The sequence below is a fragment of the Pseudonocardia lacus genome, assembly GCF_018531445.1.
Lineage (GTDB): Bacteria > Actinomycetota > Actinomycetes > Mycobacteriales > Pseudonocardiaceae > Pseudonocardia > Pseudonocardia lacus.
Genome location: NZ_JAHDTH010000180.1, coordinates 1 through 17,430 on the forward strand (window position 1 = coordinate 1; position 17,430 = coordinate 17,430).

The following is a 17,430-nucleotide window of genomic DNA, read 5'->3' on the forward strand; positions in this document are numbered from 1 at the left end:
GCCGCGGCCACGGCGCGCTCGGCCTGCTCGGCGGCCTGCGCCGCGCGGCCGGCTTCCCGCAGCGCCCGGGCCAGCCCGATCCGCGGCGGCAGCGCGCGGGGCGCCACCGCCACCATCCCCTCCAGATCGGCGACCGCCGCGGCGGCCTCGTCCGCTGCGCCCGTCGCCACGACCTCGACCAGCAGCGACGTGGCCTCCAGCACCGTGTCCGGTCGGAGCGCCCGCTCGCGTCGCGCGGCGCCGGCCCCCAGGTTCGCCCCGGCCAGGTACCGGACGTCCGGGTGGGGCGAGGAGCGGGCCAGCGCGCACCAGAGCCCGCCGACGGCGCGCAGGCCGGTGTCCAGGGCGATCGCCCCGCCGTTGAGCAGGAACACCGACCGGTCGAGCGCCCCGGCCTCGCCGAGCGCGGCCGACGCCGGGACGCCGCGCCACAGCAGGCGCAGGTGGCGCACCGCCTCCAGCGGCCGCCCCGCGTCGGCGAGGGCGGCGATGAACGCGAGCCAGTCGCGCGCGGTGCCCGAGCGCTCGGCCCGGGCCAGCAGCGCGCCGGCCGCGGTCAGCTCGCGGTCTCCGCCTGCCTGCGCGGCAGCACCCAGCCGGGCCGCACGAAGTGGCACGTGTAGCCGTAGGGGTACTTCTGCAGGTAGTCCTGGTGCTCCTCCTCGGCCTCCCAGAACGGGCCGGCCGGGGCCACGTCGGTGACGACCCGGCCCGGCCACAGGCCGGAGGCGTCCACGTCGGCGATCGTGTCCAGGGCCACCCGGCGCTGCTCGTCGCTGGTGTAGAAGATCGCCGAGCGGTAGCTGCGGCCGATGTCGTTGCCCTGGCGGTCGCGCGTCGACGGGTCGTGGATCTGGAAGAAGAACTCCAGCACCTCGCGGAAGGAGATCACGTCGGGGTCGAACACGACCTCGACGGCCTCGGCGTGGTCGCCGTGGTTGCGGTAGGTGGCGTTCGGGGTGTCGCCTCCGGAGTAGCCCACCCGCGTCGAGATCACCCCGGGGCGGGCGCGGAGCAGCTCCTGGGCCCCCCAGAAGCAGCCCGCGGCCAGGATCGCAGTCTCGGTCCTCATCGTGTGCCTTCCTCGGCGTCGATTACGACTCGTTCAACACCGTCCTGGACGACGATGTTCCGGGCAAGGGGGGCGCGCGGCGACCCGGGGGCCGGGCCGCCACCTCCTGGCGGGCGGAAACCCGGCGGCCGTCGCGCCGCGTCGAGGGGGACGGCCCATTCGACGACCGTGCGACCGCCCACGGCCGGCAGGACCCGGCACCGGGCGGCGTCGGACGGACTCCGCTCGGCCAGCCGGGCGACCTTCGGCCAGGCGGCGGTGCCGCGCACGAACAACCGCAGGCACACCCGCTCGGCCGTGATCGACAGCTCGACCTCGACGTCGTCGGGGCCGCCGACCGCGCCGTCCAGCTCCTCGACCGAGACCGCGAGCGCCGCCAGGAGGTCGTCCTCGACGTGCGCCGGCAGGTCGGGCCCCGCCCGGGGTCCCACGTGCAGCGCCGGGTGCACGCCGGCCAGTGCGGGGCTCCTGGCCAGCTCCACGGCGACGCGCGCCGCCAGCGCGTGCCCCGCGCCCGCCCCGCTGCGCGGAGCGCCCACCGCGGCGGCGCGGATGTCGGCGACGGCCCGGTCGAGCTCGTCCACCTGCCCGGACAGCGGCCCGGCGAGCCGCGGGTTCCGCGCGCCCAGCGAGGTCAGCGCGGTGGCGATGGTCAGCAGCCTGCGGACCGCACCGTCGCGCAGGTCGGCGGCCACCCGGTCGGACTCGCGCAGCGCGGCGGCCCGAACGGCCGCGCGGCGGTGGTCGTCGAGCGCGGCGCGCATGCGGTCGACGGCGGCGCCGACCGCGGCGAGCTCGGGCGGCCCGCCGGTCGGCACGCGGCGGTCCAGGTCGCCCGCGGCCACCTGCTCGACGGACTCGATCAGGTCGGCGATCGGGCGGCTCACCGCGCGCCGCAGCCCCACGACGGCCAGCGCCGCGCCCAGCAGGCCGAGCCCGATCGCGCCGCCGAGGATCCACGTCCGCGTCGACCGGACGGCCCGCACCCGCGCCACCTCGGCGGCGACGCGGTCCTCGATGGCACCCCGCAGGGCGTCGACGTCGGCGCGCAGGTCGGCGAAGAGCGGCGCACCCGGGCCGCGGGCGATCATCTCGTCCAGCTCGCCCTGCCGCCCCTGGGAGCGGAGCGCGATCGCGGGTTCCGCCGCCGCGAGCCACTCCCGGTGGGCGGCGAGCGCGGCGTCGAGAATGGCGAGGACTGCCCGGTCGGCGACGGCGGCGCGCAGCACCCGCTCCTGCTCGGCGAGCAGCACCGGGGCGGCGCGGTAGGGCTCGAGCAGCGCGTCGCGGCCGGTCAGCAGGTAGCCGCGGACGGCGGTCCCCTGGTCCGCGAACGCGCGGTGCATCCGCTCGACGGCGACCAGCGCCGGCATCGCCCGCTCGGTCAGCCCGGTGGTGGCCGCGGCGGCCCGCTCCTGGGCCGTCAGGGCCGCGGCGACGGCGCCGGTGAGCACCACTGCCAGGCCGACCACGACCAGCACGGCCCGCCGGCGCAGGGACAGGGGTGCGGGCACCGGTGCGGCCACCCGGCCGACCCTGCACCGCGTCGGTGGTCGCCGCGACCGCCGATCAGGGCCGGCGATGATCACGCTGGGTATCCGGTCCACCACGACATCGAACCGAACTCACCCCGGGCACGTGTGTCCTCGGTCACCCGCATCGGGATCGCGGGGGCACGACCAGGGGAGGAACGACGATGAGGCATCCGACCGAAGAGCCGCTGACCGGACGCGACCGGGCGATCCTGCGCGCGGTGGCCGCCGGGACCGCCGAGCTGACCGGGGGCACCGAGCCCGACCTGCTGCTCGACGGCCGGTACTGCTGCGACCAGGCGGCCGCGCACCGGCTGGCCCGCGCCGGCCTGATCGCCCCGAGCGCGGTGTGCCTGGTGGGGCAGCGCGTCGCCGCGGTCGTCACGGCGGCGGGCCGGCGGGCCCTGCGCACGCCGGGAACGGCCGCGGCCTGAGCGCCCCCGGCGCGGAGAGACGGCCATTGCGCGTACACCCGGATGCGGGACGATGGTCATGTGCCGTCCATGTCCGGGTCACCCGGCTCCCGCCCGGCGGGCCCGCGGTGACCGAGTTCGCCGTCCGGCGGCTCCTGCAGAACCCCCTCGGCGACCCGGCCCCGCCGGGCAGCCGCGGCGACCTGGTGGCGGTCAGCGACGACCGGTCCACGATCTACCTGACACCGGCCGAGTTCGACGCCGCCACCGAGACCGAGCTGCGCTACCTGCTGGCCCGCAAGGCGGCCGGAGCGGAGTAGGACCGCGCCAACCCCGCGCTAACCCGACGATCCGGTCAGCTTCTCCAGCTTCTCGATCGCGGCCAGCAGCGTCTCGCGCCGCTTGGGGAACGCGAAGCGCACCTTGGCCCGCCCGTGCTCGGCGTTCTCCGGCCGCCAGAACGACACCGCCGGCACGCAGGACACCCCGACCTGGGTGATCAGCCTGTGGGCGAAGGCGACCCCGTCGGCCGCCGGGTCGAGGCCGGCGGTGTCGCACAGGACGTAGTAGGAGCCCTCCGGGCGGCGCAGGTCGAACCCGATCCGTTCGAGCGCGTCGCAGAGCAGGTCGCGGCGCTCGCGGTAGGCCGCGGCCAGGGCGGCGTAGTAGTCGGGCGGCATCGCCATGGCGGCCACGCCCGCGGCCTGCAGCGGGGCGGGCGCGGCGATGGTGAGGAAGTCGTGGACCTTGCGGATCGCCGCGGTGAGCTCCGCCGGGGCGATGGTCCAGCCCACCCGCCAGCCGGTCACGGCGTAGGTCTTGGACAGGGCGTTGACCGTGATCGTGCGGTCCTCGAGGCCGGGGACGAGCGCCGGCGGCAGGTAGCCGCCGGGGCCGAGCTGGTGGATGTGCTCGTAGATCGAGTCGACCACCAGCACCGCGTCCCAGCGCTGGCACAGCTCGGCCAGCAGCGCCAGCTCCTCGGCCCGGTAGACCTTGCCGGTCGGGTTGTTCGGGTGGCAGAGGAAGACGGCCTTGGTCCGCGGCCCGAAGGCCGCGCGCAACTCGGCCTCGTCGAACGACCAGTCGGGCTCGCGCATCCGCACCGGCCGGGGCACGGCGCCGGCCAGGATGGCGTCCGGTCGGTAGTTCTCGTACCAGGGCTCGAACACGACGACCTCGTCGCCCGGGTCGAGCAGCGCGAACGTCACGGCGACCAGGGCCTCGGTGGCCCCGCAGGTCACGCACAGCTCGGTCTCGGGGTCGACCGCCCACCCCGGGTAGGTACGCGCGGTCTTGGCGGCGATGGCCGCGCGCAGCTGCGGCGTGCCGTAGGTCATGGGGTACTGGTTGTCGTCGGCCGCGATCGCCGCGCAGGCGGCGTCCTTGAGCTCGGGCGGGCACGGGAAGTCCGGGAAGCCCTGGCCGAGGTTGATGGCCCCGTGCCGGGCGGCGAGCCGGAAGGTCTCCCGGATCACCGACTCGGTGAACGCGTCGGCCTTGGCGCTGGTGCGCGGCACCCGCCCTCCCCCTGCTGCGTCGACGCGCGGACGCCCGCCCGCGCCGATGCGACAGTTCCGCATGCCCGGCCGGATGTCGAGATCACCCGGCGCACCCGCCCCCGTCGAGAACGAAGTTGTCGTGATCAACAGGGCCTGTGGATCACGACAACGTCGTTTTCGACGGGCCCTCACGCCGGCGCCGGGCGGGCCCCCCGGATCAGCCGCCCGGGCAGGGCGTCGGTCTCCCGGCCGTCGACGTAGGTCACCCGGCCCGCGACGACCGTGTACCGGTAGCCGTCGGCCCGCTGCAGCAGCCTGCGCCCGCCGGCCGGCAGGTCGGCGCGCATCTCCGGGCGGTGCAGCCGCATCCCGTCGACGTCCATGACGATGAGGTCGGCGCGGTAGCCGGGTTCGAGCACGCCCCGGTCGAGCAGCCCGACCGCGCGCGCGGTGTCGCGGGCCTGGCGCTGCACCACGTAGGGCAGCTCCAGGCGGGCGCCCGCGCGGTCGCGCGTCCAGTGCTGCACGAGGGTGGTGGGGAAGCTGCCGTCGCAGATCGTGCCGACGTGCGCGCCGCCGTCGGACAGCCCGGGCAGCACGTGCGGGTGCAGCAGCATCTCGTGCAGGTCGTCGAGGTCGCCGCGGGCGTAGTTGAGGCTGGGCAGGTAGAGCATCCCGCCCGCGGCGACGATGTCGTAGGCCAGCTCGACCGGCTCGCGGCCCTCGCGCCGGGCCCGCGCGGCGATGTTCTGCGACACCGGCGGCTCGTAGTCCGGCGGGTCGGCCAGCTCGAACATGTACTCGAAGCGCTGGATCAGCCTGCCGCCCAGCCGGTTGCGGTCCGCCTCACCGGTGTGCGCCCGCAGGATCCGCGCGCGCAGGTCGGGCTCGCGCATCCGCGCGGCCTGCTCCCCCGGCGTCAGCTCGGCCAGCTGCCGCCAGACGGGGTTGGTCATGAACGGGTTGAGCGTGTTCTCCAAGCCCATGATCACCCCGACCGCCCGGGCGGCGACCTGGGCGCGCACCGGCAGCCCGTCGGCCCAGGCCTGGTCGACCATGGCCAGGACGCGCCGGTGCCGGTCGAGGTCGTGGGGGAACTGCACCAGCGAGAACGACAGCGGCCGCCCGGACGCCCCGACCATCTCCCGGATGAGGGCGAACTCCTGCTCCGGCTCCGGGAAGTCGCTGACCAGCTGCAGCACGCCGGTGCCGGTCTCGCCGATGGCGCGCGCGATCGCCACCAGCTCGGCGGCGCCCAGCCCGTAGGAGGGGGTGAGCTCGCCGTCGATGCTCTTGTGGTTGAGCGTGCGGGAGGTGGAGAAGCCCAGCGCCCCGGCCCGCACCGCCTCCGCGGCGAGCTCGGCCATCAGCGCCACCTCTTCGCCGGTGGCCTCCTCGTGCGCGGCGGCGCGCCTGCCCATGGCGTGCACGCGCAGCGCGGCGTGCGGCACCTGGGTGGCGAGGTCGACGTCGTAGTGGCGGGCCTCGAGCACGTCGAGGTACTCGGGGAAGGACAGCCAGTTCCAGCGCAGGCCCTCGTGCAGGGCGATGCCCGGGATGTCCTCGACGCCCTCCATGAGGTCGATCAGCCGGTCGCGGTGCTCGGGCAGGGCCGGGGCGAACCCGACGCCGCAGTTGCCGGACACGACCGTGGTGACCCCGTGCCAGGAGGACGGCTGCAGCCGCGACTCCCAGGTGGCCTGGCCGTCGTAGTGGGTGTGGATGTCGACGAAGCCGGGTGCCACCACCGCGCCGTCGGCGTCGATCTCCCGGCGGCCGGTGCCGGCCACCCGGCCCACCTCGACGATGCGCTCGCCGTCGATCGCGACGTCGGCGGTGCGGGCCGCGCCGCCGTTGCCGTCGAGGACCGATCCCCCTCGGACCACCAGGTCGTGCTCGGCCACACCCGTCCCCCTCCGTCGCGGTCGGTCCCCCTTGATAGCCCGCCGACCACGACCGGCGGAACCACGCCGGGCCGTTCCCGCTCGATCAGAGCAATGCTAAGCATGCGCTCCCGGCCGGTGCGGGTACCCGGTCGGCATGGACGTGGTGGTGGCCGGGCAGCTCGCCCGCGACCTGGTGCTGCGGGTCGACGCGCTGCCCGGCGCGGGCGCGGCGGCCGACGTGCGGGAACGCCGCGAGGTGCTCGGCGGCAAGGGCGCGAACTGCGCGGTCGCCGCCGCCCGGCTGGGCGCGCGGGTCGGGCTGCTCGCGGTCGCCGGGTCCGACGAGGTGGCCGACGGGCTGCTGGCGCAGGCCGCCGCGGACGGCGTCGACACCCGCCACGTCGTCCGCCGGCCGGGCGCCGCGACCGGGCTGGTCGTCGAAGTGCTCGAGGACGACGGACGGTGGCGCTACCTGCAGCACCTCCCCGCCGCCGTCCTGCTGACCCCCGAGGACGTCGCCCCCGCCGAGCCGGCCCTGGCCGCCGCGCGCGCGGTCGTGCTGCAGGCTCAGCAGCCAGGCGCGGCGCTGCGGCGGTGCGCGCGGGCCGCCGGGACCGACGCGCTGGTCGTGCTCGACGGCGCTCCCGAGCCCGACGCGCGGACCGCGCTGCTGGCCGCCGTGGACGTCCTGCGCGCCGACCCCGCCGAGGCCGCCCTGCTGCTGGACGCCGACCTGGCCACCGACGACGTCGGTCGCGTCCTCGCGGCTGCGCACCGGCTGCTCGACGCCGGGCCGTCGATCGTCGTGCTGGGCGTCGAGGGCGCCGGCAACGTGGCGGCCTGGGCGGACGGCGAGCTGTTCGTCCCGTTCGACGACACCCCGGTCGTCGACACCACCGGCGGCGGCGACACGCTCACCGCCGCCCTCACCGTCGCTCTCCTCGACGGCGACGACCCCGGCCGCGCCCTGCGCTGGGCCGTCGAGGCCACCGCCGACACGGTGTCGCGCGCCGGCGGCCGCCCGGCGCTGGGCGGGCGCTGACCGGAAAACCGCGCGACCGGCACCGGACCGGCCGTGCAGGATCGCCCGACGTGGACCGCGAGGAGATCGACGTCGAGCTGGCGGCCCGGCTGGTCGCCGCGCAGTTCCCGCACTGGGCCGACCTGGCGGTGACCCCGGTCGAGGTCGGGGGCTGGGACAACCGCACGTTCCGCCTCGGCGCCACGATGACGGTGCGCCTGCCCACCGCGCAGGGCTACGTCGCGGCCGTGGGCAAGGAGCACGAGTGGCTGCCGCGGCTGGCGCCCCGGTTGCCGGTGGCGGTGCCCGAGCCGCTCGGGCTGGGCGCGCCCGGCTGCGGCTACCCGTGGCCGTGGTCGGTGCGCCGCTGGATCGAGGGCCGCCCGGCGGCCCCCGGCCGCATCGGCGACCCGGTGGCCTTCGCCCGCGACCTCGCCACCTTCCTGGCCGCGCTGGGCGGCGTCGACACCGCAGGCGGCCCGCTCGCCGGCGCGCACAACTTCCACCGCGGCGGCGACCTGCGCGTCTACGACGCCGAGACCCGAGCCACCATCGACGCCCTCGGCGCGCGGGTCGACGCCGGCCTCGCGCTCGACACCTGGGAAGCCGCGCTCGACGCCACCTGGAGGGGACGCCCGGTGTGGTTCCACGGCGACGTGGCCGCGGGCAACCTGCTGGTCGACGGGGCGGGCCGGCTCACCGGCGTCATCGACTTCGGGACCAGCGGCGTCGGCGACCCCGCCTGCGACCTGGTCGTCTGCTGGACCCTCCTGCGCGGCGCGGCCCGGGCCGCGTTCCGGGAGGCGGTGGCGGCCGACCCGGCGATGTGGGCGCGCGGACGCGGCTGGGCGCTGTGGAAGGCGCTCATCACGCTGGCCGCCGACGCGCCCTCGGCGGCCCCGGACGCCGGCGAGCACGCCCGGGTGGTGCGCGAGGTGCTGGCCGAGCACCGCGCCGCGCACGGCGGCTGACCCGCGTACGTTCGGGCGGCGACCCGCCCCGAGGAGAACGATGAGCCGCTGGCACCCCGACCAATGGACGGTCGAGCACGACGCCCCCCGCCCGCCGGCCGAGCTGGTCGACGAGCTGGCCCGCTTCCCCACCACCCAGATCGCCGACTGCGGCGGCCCGGTGGGCGTCGTCGGCCCCGGCATCCGGGCGCTGACCCCGGCGACCGAGGTCTGCGGGCCCGCGCTGACGCTGTGGACCAAGCCCGGCGACATCCTGTTCGTGCTCAAGTCCCCCGACCTGGTCCGCCCCGGCGACGTCGTGGTGATCGACGGCGCCGGGCACACCGACGCCGCGCTCATCGGCGACATCATCGGCGGCGACATCCGCCGCCGCGGCGGCGCCGGCCTCGTCGTCGACGGCGCCGTGCGCGACCTCGACGACCTGGTCGACGTCGGCATCCCGGTGTTCGCCCGCGGCACCCACCCGGCCACCCGCTCCAACGAGGGCCCGGGCGCGCTGAACGTGGTCGTCCAGTGCGGTGGGGTCACCGTCTCCCCAGGCGACATCGTCCGCGCCGACGGCAGCGGCGTCGTCGTCATCCCGCTGCGGCACGCGGCCGACGTGCTGGAGCGGACCCGCGCGGTGGCCGGGAAGGAGCGGTCCTGGCGGGACGGGATGGCGGGCGGGGCGTCGATCGCCGAGGTACTCGGGATCGACGCCCGGATCGCGGAGCTGCGCGGCGACGGCGGCGCCGCCGGGTAGGGCGGCGCTACCCGCCGAAGAGCTTGGCCAGCTGGTCGCGGAACGTCAGCGCCGAGAGCACCCCGAACAGCAGGATCGACCACACCAGGCCGGCCAGCCGCCACCCCCGCACCCGGATCGGCGCCGGCAGCACCTTCCGGTTGATCAGGATCAGCAGGCCGGAGTAGATGAACATCATGAACCCGCCGACGCAGGCGGAGATGATGACCAGCACGAGCGGCTGGTCGAACCCGACCAGCAGCACCGCGATGCCGATGGCCACCAGCCCCCACACCAGCCCGGCGTAGATCTTGCTCTCGTTGGCGTCGCGGGCGTAGGAGGTGGTGATGACGTCGGCGGCGAGGCGGCTGGTGTAGTCGACGATGCCCAGCGCGGCGGCGAACAGGGCCAGCGCCCCGACGAACCAGAAGAAGTACTGGAACCACGCCCCGACGCGCTCGCCGAGCACCTCGCCCTCGGTGCGGATGAAGCTGATGTTGTTTTCCAGGTCGGGCTTGCCGTACACCGTGGCGTAGGCCAGCAGCGAGGTGAACAGGATCGTCAGGAACGTGATCAGCACGAACGTCGTGAGCTGCTCGACGTTGGCGAAGCGCCACCAGCCGTGCCAGCGGGACATGTTGCGCTCGTCGGGCCGGAAGATGTATCCGGTGCTGGGCACGGCCTCCGGCTCACCGGTGATCGGGCTGACAAGGTGCGGGACGAAGTGGCCCATCCCGAAGCCCTTGTCGCGGATCCAGTTGGCCTGCACGAGGTTCTGCCCGCCGCCCGCGCCGGCGAAGGCCAGCGCGCCCAGCAGCGTCGCGAAGCCGAGCTGCTCGGCGGGGATCTGCGGGTTGGTGACGACCTGGGGCAGGTCGCGCCAGGCCGGGGCGCCGATCGCGAAGATCGCGCCGACCACGAACAGCAGCACGACCGCGGCGACCTTGACCATCTGGGCCCGCTCCAGGGCCACGTAGATGCGCGGGGCCAGGGTGAGGATCAGTCCGATCACCACGAGCATGCCGATCGCGATCCACGCCGCGGTGCCGCCGAACAGGTAGGTGACCAGCGTGGCCGAGCTGGTGACCCAGCCGGGCCACAGGTTCGCGAAGTAGGTCAGGATCGCGAAGACCAGACCCCAGTGCCGCCAGTAGCGGCTGAACCCGGTGAGCGCGGTCTCGCCCGTGGCGAGGGCGTAGCGCTCGATCTCCATGTTCAGCACGTACTGGGTGAGCAGCCCGACGATCGCCGCCCACACGAACACCAGCCCGACCTGGGAGGCGATGTAGGGGAAGATGATGAACTCGCCGGAGGCCAGGCCCACCCCGGCGGCCACGATCCCGGGCCCGATCAGCCGCCAGTAGGACCGCGGCGCGTCGGGCAGGTCGCGGACCGTCGGCGGGGGCATGTGACGGGCCGGGAAGGCGGCCACGACGCCGTGGTCCGCACCCTGCCCCGTGCCGTGGGCCGTGCTGTCGTCGCTGCTGCTGCCGGAGACCTCCGGACCGCCGGGCTTCGCCATGCGTCCCCCTCGTCAGTGCCGATGGCTGCGAACGGTACGTCGGCGCGCCGGTCCCCGCACGACAGCAAGAGCATTGATCTTGGATGCCGTTCGGGCGATCTAACCGGTCGGCGCCAGCGGGCGCAGCGCGCTCACCGGCCGGGCGGCGAGCCCACTGGCCACCGCGTGCAGCGCGTCGGCGCGTTCGAGCAGGCCCAGGTGCCCGCCGCCGACCTCGACGTTGTCCGCCCCGTCGTCCAGCGAGGCCCGCCACGGCACGACCCGGTCGCCGCGGGTGAACACCGAGGTGAACGGCACGTCCAGCGGCGCGCGCAGGGCGTCGCGGAACTCGGCGCAGCACGGCCCGCGCAGGCATTCGAGCGTCGCGATCCCGGGCAGGCCCATGCTGCCGATCGCGCCGACGACGGTGGCGGCGACCACCATGGACGCGGTCATGCGGGTCACGTCGAACGGCGAGCCGAGGGTGACCAGGGAACGCACGGGCGCGCCGCCGACGGCGGCGACCCGGGCGAACTGCCCGCCCCGGCTGTGCGCCACGACCCCCACGCCGTCGCCCTCGTCGACCCGCTCGATCACCTCGCGCAGCCGCGCCACGCTGCGCTCGCCGCACCCGGTGCCGATGCCGGCGGTGTGCAGGACGGCCCGGTAGCCCAGGCGCTCGACCCAGCGCCGCAGGGGCTCCAGCCCGAACGGGGTGGTGCCGACCCCGCCGACGATGACGACCGGCCCGCTGCCGAGCCAGTCATCGCGCACCGCCCCGGGCGGCTCCGGCCGCCCGGTCACGGCGCCGGCCAGCGCGGTCAGCCGTCCGCACACGTCGGCGACGGCGGTCAACGCGGTCGTGACCGGCACTTCGGCCATGGCCTGCACGCTGGACACCGGCATGATCCCCTCCTCCTGCTGATCAGCCGAGTACCCCGGTGGCGGCGCCGCTACTCCGCCGAACCGTCCGGCCTGACCGCTGTTGTGCGGCAGGGGAAACCGCTACTGCAGTGATCGATGTGGCGGGTACGGTGCGGCCGTGGTCGGTGATCGCGGGCAGCAACGGCATGCGGAGACAGCCGCACGCGCCGTACTGCGCGGGGTGACCCTGGACTGCCCCGACCCGCGGGTGCTGGCGGGCTTCTACGGTGCACTCACCGGGATGCGCGAGCTCTTCAGCTCCGACGAGTTCGTCGCGCTGACCGACGCCTCCGGCTGCGACCTGGGGTTCCAGAGGGTCGACCGGTACCGGGCCCCGCAGTGGCCGGGTCAGGACGTGCCACAGCAGTTCCACCTGGACCTCCGCGCCGACGACCTCGATGCGGTGGAGGAGCGGGCGCTGGAACTCGGCGCGGTCAAACCGGCCCACCAGCCCGGCGACGGGCGCTGGCGGGTGCTCCTGGACCCGGCCGGCCACCCCTTCTGCCTGACGTCCTCCTGATCCCCGGCCTGACACGCCCCCGTCAGGACGATCGGGAACTGTGCGGCAGGTCGTGCGGGCGGCGGGTTGGACGAGAGCCGTGCTGGTGCGGCCAGAGGCAACGAAGGGGAGGGTGATCTCGCAGGGCTGGCTTGGACTCGCAGCGCTGGTGGTGGACGTCGCAGCCTCGGCTGGGTTGTCGCAGCGCGCCGGCGGGCTGCGAGCCCACCTCTCGCGCTGCGAGCACACCCGCGGTGCTGCGCGGGCGACGCGGCCGCACGAGCGTGGTTCTCGTCCAACCTGGTCGTACGAGAGCGGCTCTCGTCCAACTCGGCGGCGTCCCCCGGAGAGCGGGCGGCGCGGGACGAGCGCGGCTTTCGCCCAGCCTCGTTGGACGAGAGCCGCTCTCGCCCAGCCGCGCCCCGCCGCCCCCCGTCGAGAACGACGTTGTCGTGATCAACAGGCCCTGTCGATCACGACAACGTCGTTCTCGACGGGTTAGCGCAGCAGCCGGTTCAGCGCCGGCGCGACGTCGCGGTGCGTCGCCACCGGAGCGAACCGCCCGTGCCCGAGCCGCGCCAGGTCGGCCCCCAGCGGCAGGTCGTGCTCCCCGTCGGTTTCCAGCATCACGTGCAGCTCGGGGAACCGGCGGGCCAGCGGGCGCGGGTCCGGACCGGCGTTGTGCACGGCGTCGCTGAGCAGCACCGCCGAGCGCCGTCGCGCCGACGACCGGTTCAGCTCGGCGTGCGCGACCTCCAGCGCGAACTGCACGTTGGTCAGGCCGCGGGCGGGGATGCGCAGGAGCTGGTCGAGCAGCCGGCCGGGGGGTACGTGCCCGCCGAGCGGTTTGAGCAGGGCGGCGTCGGACCAGAACGCCACCAGGGCGAGCTGGTCGCCGTGCCCGGACAGGTCGGCGGACAGCGCGGCCACCGTGGCCGCGGCGATGCGCACCTTCTCCCCGCGCATCGAGCCCGACACGTCCACGACGAGCACCACCGCCCGCCGCGAGCGCATGCGTTCGCGCACGATGATGTCGGTGTCCTCGGGGACCGGGCGCTCGGTGAGCACCTCGATGGTGCGGTCGAGGTCGATGTCGTCGGAGCGGTACCGGTACGGCACCGACGCCAGCTTGCCGGCTCCGCGTTCGGGGCGGTCCGAGCGCGGGCGGCGGCTGATCGCCAGGCGCCGGCCGATCCGCTGGGCCATGGCGGCGACCTCGCGGTCGGGCACCACGTCCTCCAGCAGTTCGTCGACGGCGCGCCGGGTCGCCGACTGGCCGGTGACCAGCACGCCCTGCCCGCCGGTGGGCCCGGCCGGCAGCGCGCCCCGCTCCCGCAGCGCGGTCGCGTCGAGCACCAGCGGCGGCCCGTTCCCGGTCTCGAACAGCGCGGGCGCCTCGGTGAGCTGCTTCGGCCTGCGCCGCAGCGGGGCCAACCCGCGCGGCCCGTCGCCGGAGCCGGGCAGCCGGACGGCGCTCTCGACGTCTAGGCGGTGGGGACCCGGCGCCGCACGCCGGGGCGCGAGAAAAAATGGTCCTCCCAGATCTGGGTGATCACCTGCTCCGGGGTGAGCTCGCTGGCCTCGTCGACCCCGATGCGCCCGGACAGCGCCAGGAGTGCCGCGTCGAGCACCATCCGCGGGCGGTCGGGCCCGTCAGCGCCGTCGTAGCTGCCCAGGTTCGCCAGCTCGTGGGCGATCGCCACCAGGTCGATCGCCCCGCGCACGCTGGACCCGCGGCGCAGCTCGGGGTGCCCGCGGGTGGCCCTGGTCAGCGCCACGCCGTCGGCGACGAGCCGCTCGTCGTCCGAGCCGGTGCGCACGGTGACGATGGCCCGCTCCTCGGCGTCGTCCTGGTAGCCGACGGCGAGCCGGCACCAGCGGTCGTAGACCGAGTCGGAGATCCGCGCGGTGCCGACGTCGTCGAACGGGTTCATCGAGGCCAGCACCCGGAACGTCGGCAGCGCCTCGATCTGGCCGACCCGGGGCACGACGACCGCCCGCTCGGCCATCGCCCCGAGCAGCACGTTGAGCGTGTCCTCCGGGGCGCGGTTGAGCTCCTCGATGTAGAGGAACCCGCCCGCGGTCATGGCCTCCACCAGCGGACCGGGCACGAAGTTCTGCGCCGAGTAGTCCTCCTTGAGCACGCGGGCCGGGTTGTGGTGGCCGACCAGCCGGGCCGGTGTCAGCTCGGCGTTGCCCTCGACCAGCACGAACGGCACGCCCCAGTTGGCGGTGATCGCGCGCAGCATCGTCGACTTCGACGTGCCGGGCGGGCCCTCCAGCAGGATGTCGCGCCCGGCGGTCACCGCGGCGAGCACGAGGTCGAGCTCGCGGCGGCGGCCGACGACGTCGCGGGCGATCTCGTCGCGGCGGGCGGCGGCGGTCGAACGGGGGCCGGGCGCCCCGCTCGCGCGGGGCGCCCCGTCGGGTGCTGCGTGGGACGGCACGGCCATCTACTTGCCCAGGTAGCCGGCGTCGACGGGCAGCGAGACTCCGGTGATGTAGCGGCCCTCGTCGGAGGACAGGAAGACGATCGCGTTGGAGATGTCCACCGGTTCGACCTCGCCGACCGGCAGCGCGTTCTCCAGGTTGATCCCGCCCTCCGCGTCGCCCAGCACCTGGTCCATGAACTCGTTGTGGATCATCGGTGTGTTCACGCCGGTCGGGTGCACCGTGTTGACCCGGATCGAGTGCGGCGCCAGCTCGTTGGCCAGCGAGCGCATCAGCCCGACCACGCCGTGCTTGGCCGCGACGTAGTGCGCGGCGCCGGGCATGCCCTTGACCCCGGCCGTGGAGCTGGTGATGACGATGGACCCGCCGTTGCCCGCCTCGATCATCTTCGGGGCCGCGGCGCGCACCGTCTTGAAGACCCCGGTCAGGTTGACCGCGATCATCTCGTCCCACTGCTCCTCGGTCAGCGACCAGGTGTTCTCGGCGAACCCGGCGATGCCGGCGTTGGCGCAGACGATGTCGAGCCGACCGAACTCGGCCACGCCCTCGTCGACGACGCTCTGCACGGCCCCGAGCTCGCGGACGTCGGCCTCCCGGGCGACGATCCGCCGGTCGAGGTCCTCCACCAGGCGCACGGTCTCCTTGAGGTCCTCCGAGGTCGCCATCGGGTAGGGGACGGTGCCCAGCTGGCGGCACACGTCGAAGGTGATGATGTCGGCGCCCTCCTGGGCCAGGCGCACCGCGTGCGAGCGGCCCTGCCCGCGGGCCCCGCCGCTGACCAGCGCGACCTTGCCCTCGAGACGTCCTGCCATGTGTGCTCCTCTCCTCGACCGGCGCTCAGCCGGCGTTCGCGGTGTTCTGGCCGGCGGCGACCGCGATGGTCTCCCCGGTGATGTAGCGGGCCTCGTCCGAGCACAGGAACGCCATCGCGTTGGAGATGTCGACGGCCTCCACCCAGGGCACGGGGATCCGGTTGAGCGCCTGGAAGGAGGTGGCGGCCTCCTCCCGGGTGACCTCGCCGGCGTCGGGCAGGAAGAGCTTGTAGGCCGCCGGGTTCTGGATCATGTCGGTGTCCACGGTGGTCGGGCAGACCGCGTTGACGGTGATGCCGTTCGCGGCGACCTCCATGGCCACCGACTTGACCAGCCCGATCACGCCCCACTTGGTGGCCACGTAGTGGCCGATGTTGCCGAAGCCCGCCTTGCCGGCCATCGAGGACGTGGCCACGATCCGGCCGTAGTTCTGCTCGATCATCAGCGGCAGCACCGCGCGTATCGCGTGGAAGACGCCGGTCAGGTTGACGTCGATCATGTCCCGCCAGGTGGTGTCGCTCATCTCGGCGACCGTGCCGAAGGAGAAGATGCCGGCGTTGGCCAGCAGGAAGTCCACCCGGCCCAGCTCGGAGACGGCCTGCTGGACGAACCCGTCGACCTGGTCGCGGTCGCGGACGTCGGCGCGCACGCCCACGCACCGCCGGTCGAGGTCCTCGACCTGCTTGATCGTCTCGGCGAGGTCGCTCTCCTTCGCCATCCCGTAGGGCACGGTGTCGATCTGGTCCGCGATGTCGCAGAACGCGACGTCGGCGCCCTCGCGGGCGAACCGCAGCGCGTGCGAGCGGCCCTGCCCGCGGGCTCCCCCGGTGATCAGCACGACCTTGCCGTCGAACTTGCCCATCGCTCCTCCTCGAGCTCGTGGGTGGGTGTGCGGGTTCAGCGGGCCAGCGCGCCCCCGTCGACGGCCAGGCAGTGCCCGGTGACGTGCCGGGCGGCGTCGCCGAGCAGCCAGAGCAGCGCGCCGGTGATCTCGGCCGGCGGGATGACCTCGACCAGCAGCTGGTCGTGCAGCCAGCGCTCGTGCACGTCGGCGGGGGTGAGCCCGAGCTCGTCGGCCAGCCCGGCCAGCATCGGCGAGTCGACGGCGCCGGGCAGGATCGCGTTGACCGTGACCCGGTCGCCGGCCAGCTCGATGGCCATCGCCTTGGTCAGCCCGACGACGCCGTGCTTGGCCGCCACGTAGTGGGCGAACTCGGCGACCGCGCGCACGCCCCCGGTCGAGGAGATGTTGACGATCCGCCCGCGTGGGGAGCGGCGCAGCAGCGCGGTGGCGGCCCGGGTGGTGCGCCAGACGCCGGACAGGTTGGTGTCCACGACGGCGTCCCACTGCGCCTCGGAGAGTTCCCAGAACGGGGCGCTGGTGACCACGGCGGCGTTGTTGACCAGGATGTCGAGCCGGCCGAACGCCGCCTCCACCTCGGCCACGGCCGCCGCCACCTGGGCCGGGACGCGGACGTCGGCGACCAGGGGCAGCGCCCGCCGGTCGCGCTGCTCGACCTCGGCGACGACGTCGTCGAGGTCGGCGCGGGTGGCCAGCGGGTAGGCGGGGACGTCGAGGTCGCGGCAGACGTCGAGGGCGGCGATGTCCGCGCCGGCCTCGGCCAGCGCGATGCAGTGCGACCGGCCCTGCCCGCGGGCGGCGCCGGTCACCAGCGCGACCTGCCCGGTGAGGTCGAGCTGGGTGCCCATCCCGCCTCCTCGAACTGTCCAGAAACGTAGGGAACCGTCGCCAACTGTCCGTTAGGTCCGGTTGACCATCGCCGTCGGTGAGGTGTACCACTCGATCGAGAAGGTCGTCGAATCGTTGCTGAACGGTTCCGCGGGGATCGGAGGCGCCGATCGTGGTCGCACCCCCACCGACCGACCGCTGGATGACCGTCGGCGAGGCGGCGCAGGCGCTCGGCATGAGCCGCACGACCCTGCTCGCGGCCGAGGACGCCGGCCTGCTCACCCCGATGCGCACGCCGGGCGGGCACCGCCGCTACAGCACCGGCGAGCTCGACCGCTACCTGCGGCGCAGCGGCGCGGAGCCGCTCGCGCCCCCGGCTCCCGTCGCGGCGGGCCCGGCCCCGCCTCCGACCGCGGCCGGGCTCCTGGCGGCGGC

General features: G+C 74.9%; 19 protein-coding genes. 7 read left to right on the forward strand and 12 right to left on the reverse strand.

Going from position 1 to position 17,430, the window contains the following annotated elements:
* The 3 genes from KIK08_RS29460 to KIK08_RS29470 all read right to left on the reverse strand — a co-directional run.
* A partial coding sequence (locus KIK08_RS29460; RefSeq protein ID WP_214406560.1) for a hypothetical protein occupies positions 1-617 on the reverse strand: 617 nt, incomplete at its 3' end.
* The gene (gene msrA / locus KIK08_RS29465) at positions 557-1,072 is read right to left on the reverse strand and encodes a peptide-methionine (S)-S-oxide reductase MsrA (RefSeq protein ID WP_214406562.1); all 516 of its coding nucleotides are present in this window, start codon (positions 1,070-1,072) and stop codon (positions 557-559) included. The genes KIK08_RS29460 and msrA, both read right to left, overlap by 61 nt.
* Positions 1,069-2,598: a CHASE3 domain-containing protein gene (locus KIK08_RS29470; protein WP_214406563.1), complete on the reverse strand. Its 1,530-nt coding sequence runs from the start codon at positions 2,596-2,598 to the stop codon at positions 1,069-1,071. Before KIK08_RS29470 ends, msrA begins: the two co-directional genes overlap by 4 nt.
* Positions 2,599-2,768: 170 nt before the next feature.
* On the opposite strand from KIK08_RS29470, the gene KIK08_RS29475 reads away from it, so the two are divergent.
* Both KIK08_RS29475 and KIK08_RS29480 read left to right on the forward strand, forming a co-directional pair.
* Positions 2,769-3,038, forward strand: a complete 270-nt coding sequence (locus KIK08_RS29475) for a hypothetical protein (RefSeq protein ID WP_214406564.1) — start codon at positions 2,769-2,771, stop codon at positions 3,036-3,038.
* Between the two features lie 107 nt (positions 3,039-3,145).
* Entirely contained in the window at positions 3,146-3,337 is a 192-nt protein-coding gene (locus KIK08_RS29480) for a hypothetical protein (protein WP_214406565.1), read from the forward strand.
* Between the two features lie 18 nt (positions 3,338-3,355).
* Here KIK08_RS29480 and KIK08_RS29485 read toward each other — a convergent pair whose 3' ends face one another.
* Both KIK08_RS29485 and KIK08_RS29490 read right to left on the reverse strand, forming a co-directional pair.
* The gene (locus KIK08_RS29485; protein ID WP_214406566.1) at positions 3,356-4,537 is read right to left on the reverse strand and encodes a pyridoxal phosphate-dependent aminotransferase; all 1,182 of its coding nucleotides are present in this window, start codon (positions 4,535-4,537) and stop codon (positions 3,356-3,358) included.
* 170 nt (positions 4,538-4,707) lie between these two features.
* Positions 4,708-6,423, reverse strand: a complete 1,716-nt coding sequence (locus KIK08_RS29490; protein ID WP_214406567.1) for an N-acyl-D-amino-acid deacylase family protein — start codon at positions 6,421-6,423, stop codon at positions 4,708-4,710.
* Positions 6,424-6,559: 136 nt separating this feature from the next.
* Here KIK08_RS29490 and KIK08_RS29495 point away from each other — a divergent pair, with 136 nt between their 5' ends.
* The 3 genes from KIK08_RS29495 to KIK08_RS29505 are packed head-to-tail and all read left to right on the forward strand — an operon-like array spanning position 6,560 to position 9,139.
* Positions 6,560-7,447, forward strand: a complete 888-nt coding sequence (locus tag KIK08_RS29495; protein ID WP_214406568.1) for a PfkB family carbohydrate kinase — start codon at positions 6,560-6,562, stop codon at positions 7,445-7,447.
* A gap of 50 nt (positions 7,448-7,497) precedes the next feature.
* Positions 7,498-8,397, forward strand: a complete 900-nt coding sequence (locus tag KIK08_RS29500; protein ID WP_214406569.1) for an aminoglycoside phosphotransferase family protein — start codon at positions 7,498-7,500, stop codon at positions 8,395-8,397.
* 40 nt (positions 8,398-8,437) lie between these two features.
* Entirely contained in the window at positions 8,438-9,139 is a 702-nt protein-coding gene (locus KIK08_RS29505; protein ID WP_214406570.1) for an RraA family protein, read from the forward strand.
* A gap of 7 nt (positions 9,140-9,146) precedes the next feature.
* On the opposite strand, the gene KIK08_RS29510 is transcribed toward KIK08_RS29505, so the two are convergent.
* Together KIK08_RS29510 and KIK08_RS29515 are read right to left on the reverse strand one after the other, a co-directional pair.
* Entirely contained in the window at positions 9,147-10,640 is a 1,494-nt protein-coding gene (locus KIK08_RS29510; RefSeq protein ID WP_214406571.1) for an Nramp family divalent metal transporter, read from the reverse strand.
* A gap of 99 nt (positions 10,641-10,739) precedes the next feature.
* Positions 10,740-11,525 carry an alpha/beta hydrolase family protein gene (locus KIK08_RS29515; protein ID WP_214406572.1) on the reverse strand — a complete coding sequence of 262 codons (786 nt, stop codon included), beginning with the start codon at positions 11,523-11,525 and terminating at the stop codon, positions 10,740-10,742.
* Between the two features lie 199 nt (positions 11,526-11,724).
* Between KIK08_RS29515 and KIK08_RS29520 the strand changes: the two genes are divergently transcribed.
* The gene (locus tag KIK08_RS29520; RefSeq protein ID WP_308257970.1) at positions 11,725-12,063 is read left to right on the forward strand and encodes a VOC family protein; all 339 of its coding nucleotides are present in this window, start codon (positions 11,725-11,727) and stop codon (positions 12,061-12,063) included.
* Between the two features lie 477 nt (positions 12,064-12,540).
* Here KIK08_RS29520 and KIK08_RS29525 read toward each other — a convergent pair whose 3' ends face one another.
* From KIK08_RS29525 to KIK08_RS29545, 5 genes are read right to left on the reverse strand one after another with little or no spacing between them, the layout of a single operon-like run.
* On the reverse strand, positions 12,541-13,476 hold the full coding sequence (locus KIK08_RS29525; protein WP_250558063.1) for a vWA domain-containing protein: 936 nt from the start codon (positions 13,474-13,476) through the stop codon (positions 12,541-12,543).
* Positions 13,477-13,526: 50 nt separating this feature from the next.
* The gene (locus KIK08_RS29530; RefSeq protein WP_308257971.1) at positions 13,527-14,489 is read right to left on the reverse strand and encodes an AAA family ATPase; all 963 of its coding nucleotides are present in this window, start codon (positions 14,487-14,489) and stop codon (positions 13,527-13,529) included.
* A gap of 6 nt (positions 14,490-14,495) precedes the next feature.
* Positions 14,496-15,305, reverse strand: a complete 810-nt coding sequence (locus tag KIK08_RS29535; protein ID WP_214406574.1) for a mycofactocin-coupled SDR family oxidoreductase — start codon at positions 15,303-15,305, stop codon at positions 14,496-14,498.
* A 25-nt stretch (positions 15,306-15,330) separates the two neighbouring features.
* Entirely contained in the window at positions 15,331-16,167 is an 837-nt protein-coding gene (locus KIK08_RS29540) for a mycofactocin-coupled SDR family oxidoreductase (RefSeq protein WP_214406575.1), read from the reverse strand.
* Positions 16,168-16,202: 35 nt separating this feature from the next.
* Positions 16,203-17,015 carry an SDR family oxidoreductase gene (locus KIK08_RS29545; protein ID WP_214406576.1) on the reverse strand — a complete coding sequence of 271 codons (813 nt, stop codon included), beginning with the start codon at positions 17,013-17,015 and terminating at the stop codon, positions 16,203-16,205.
* Between the two features lie 182 nt (positions 17,016-17,197).
* Here KIK08_RS29545 and KIK08_RS29550 point away from each other — a divergent pair.
* Positions 17,198-17,430, forward strand: a 233-nt coding sequence (locus KIK08_RS29550) for a MerR family transcriptional regulator (RefSeq protein WP_214406577.1), incomplete at its 3' end; no start/stop codon positions are given.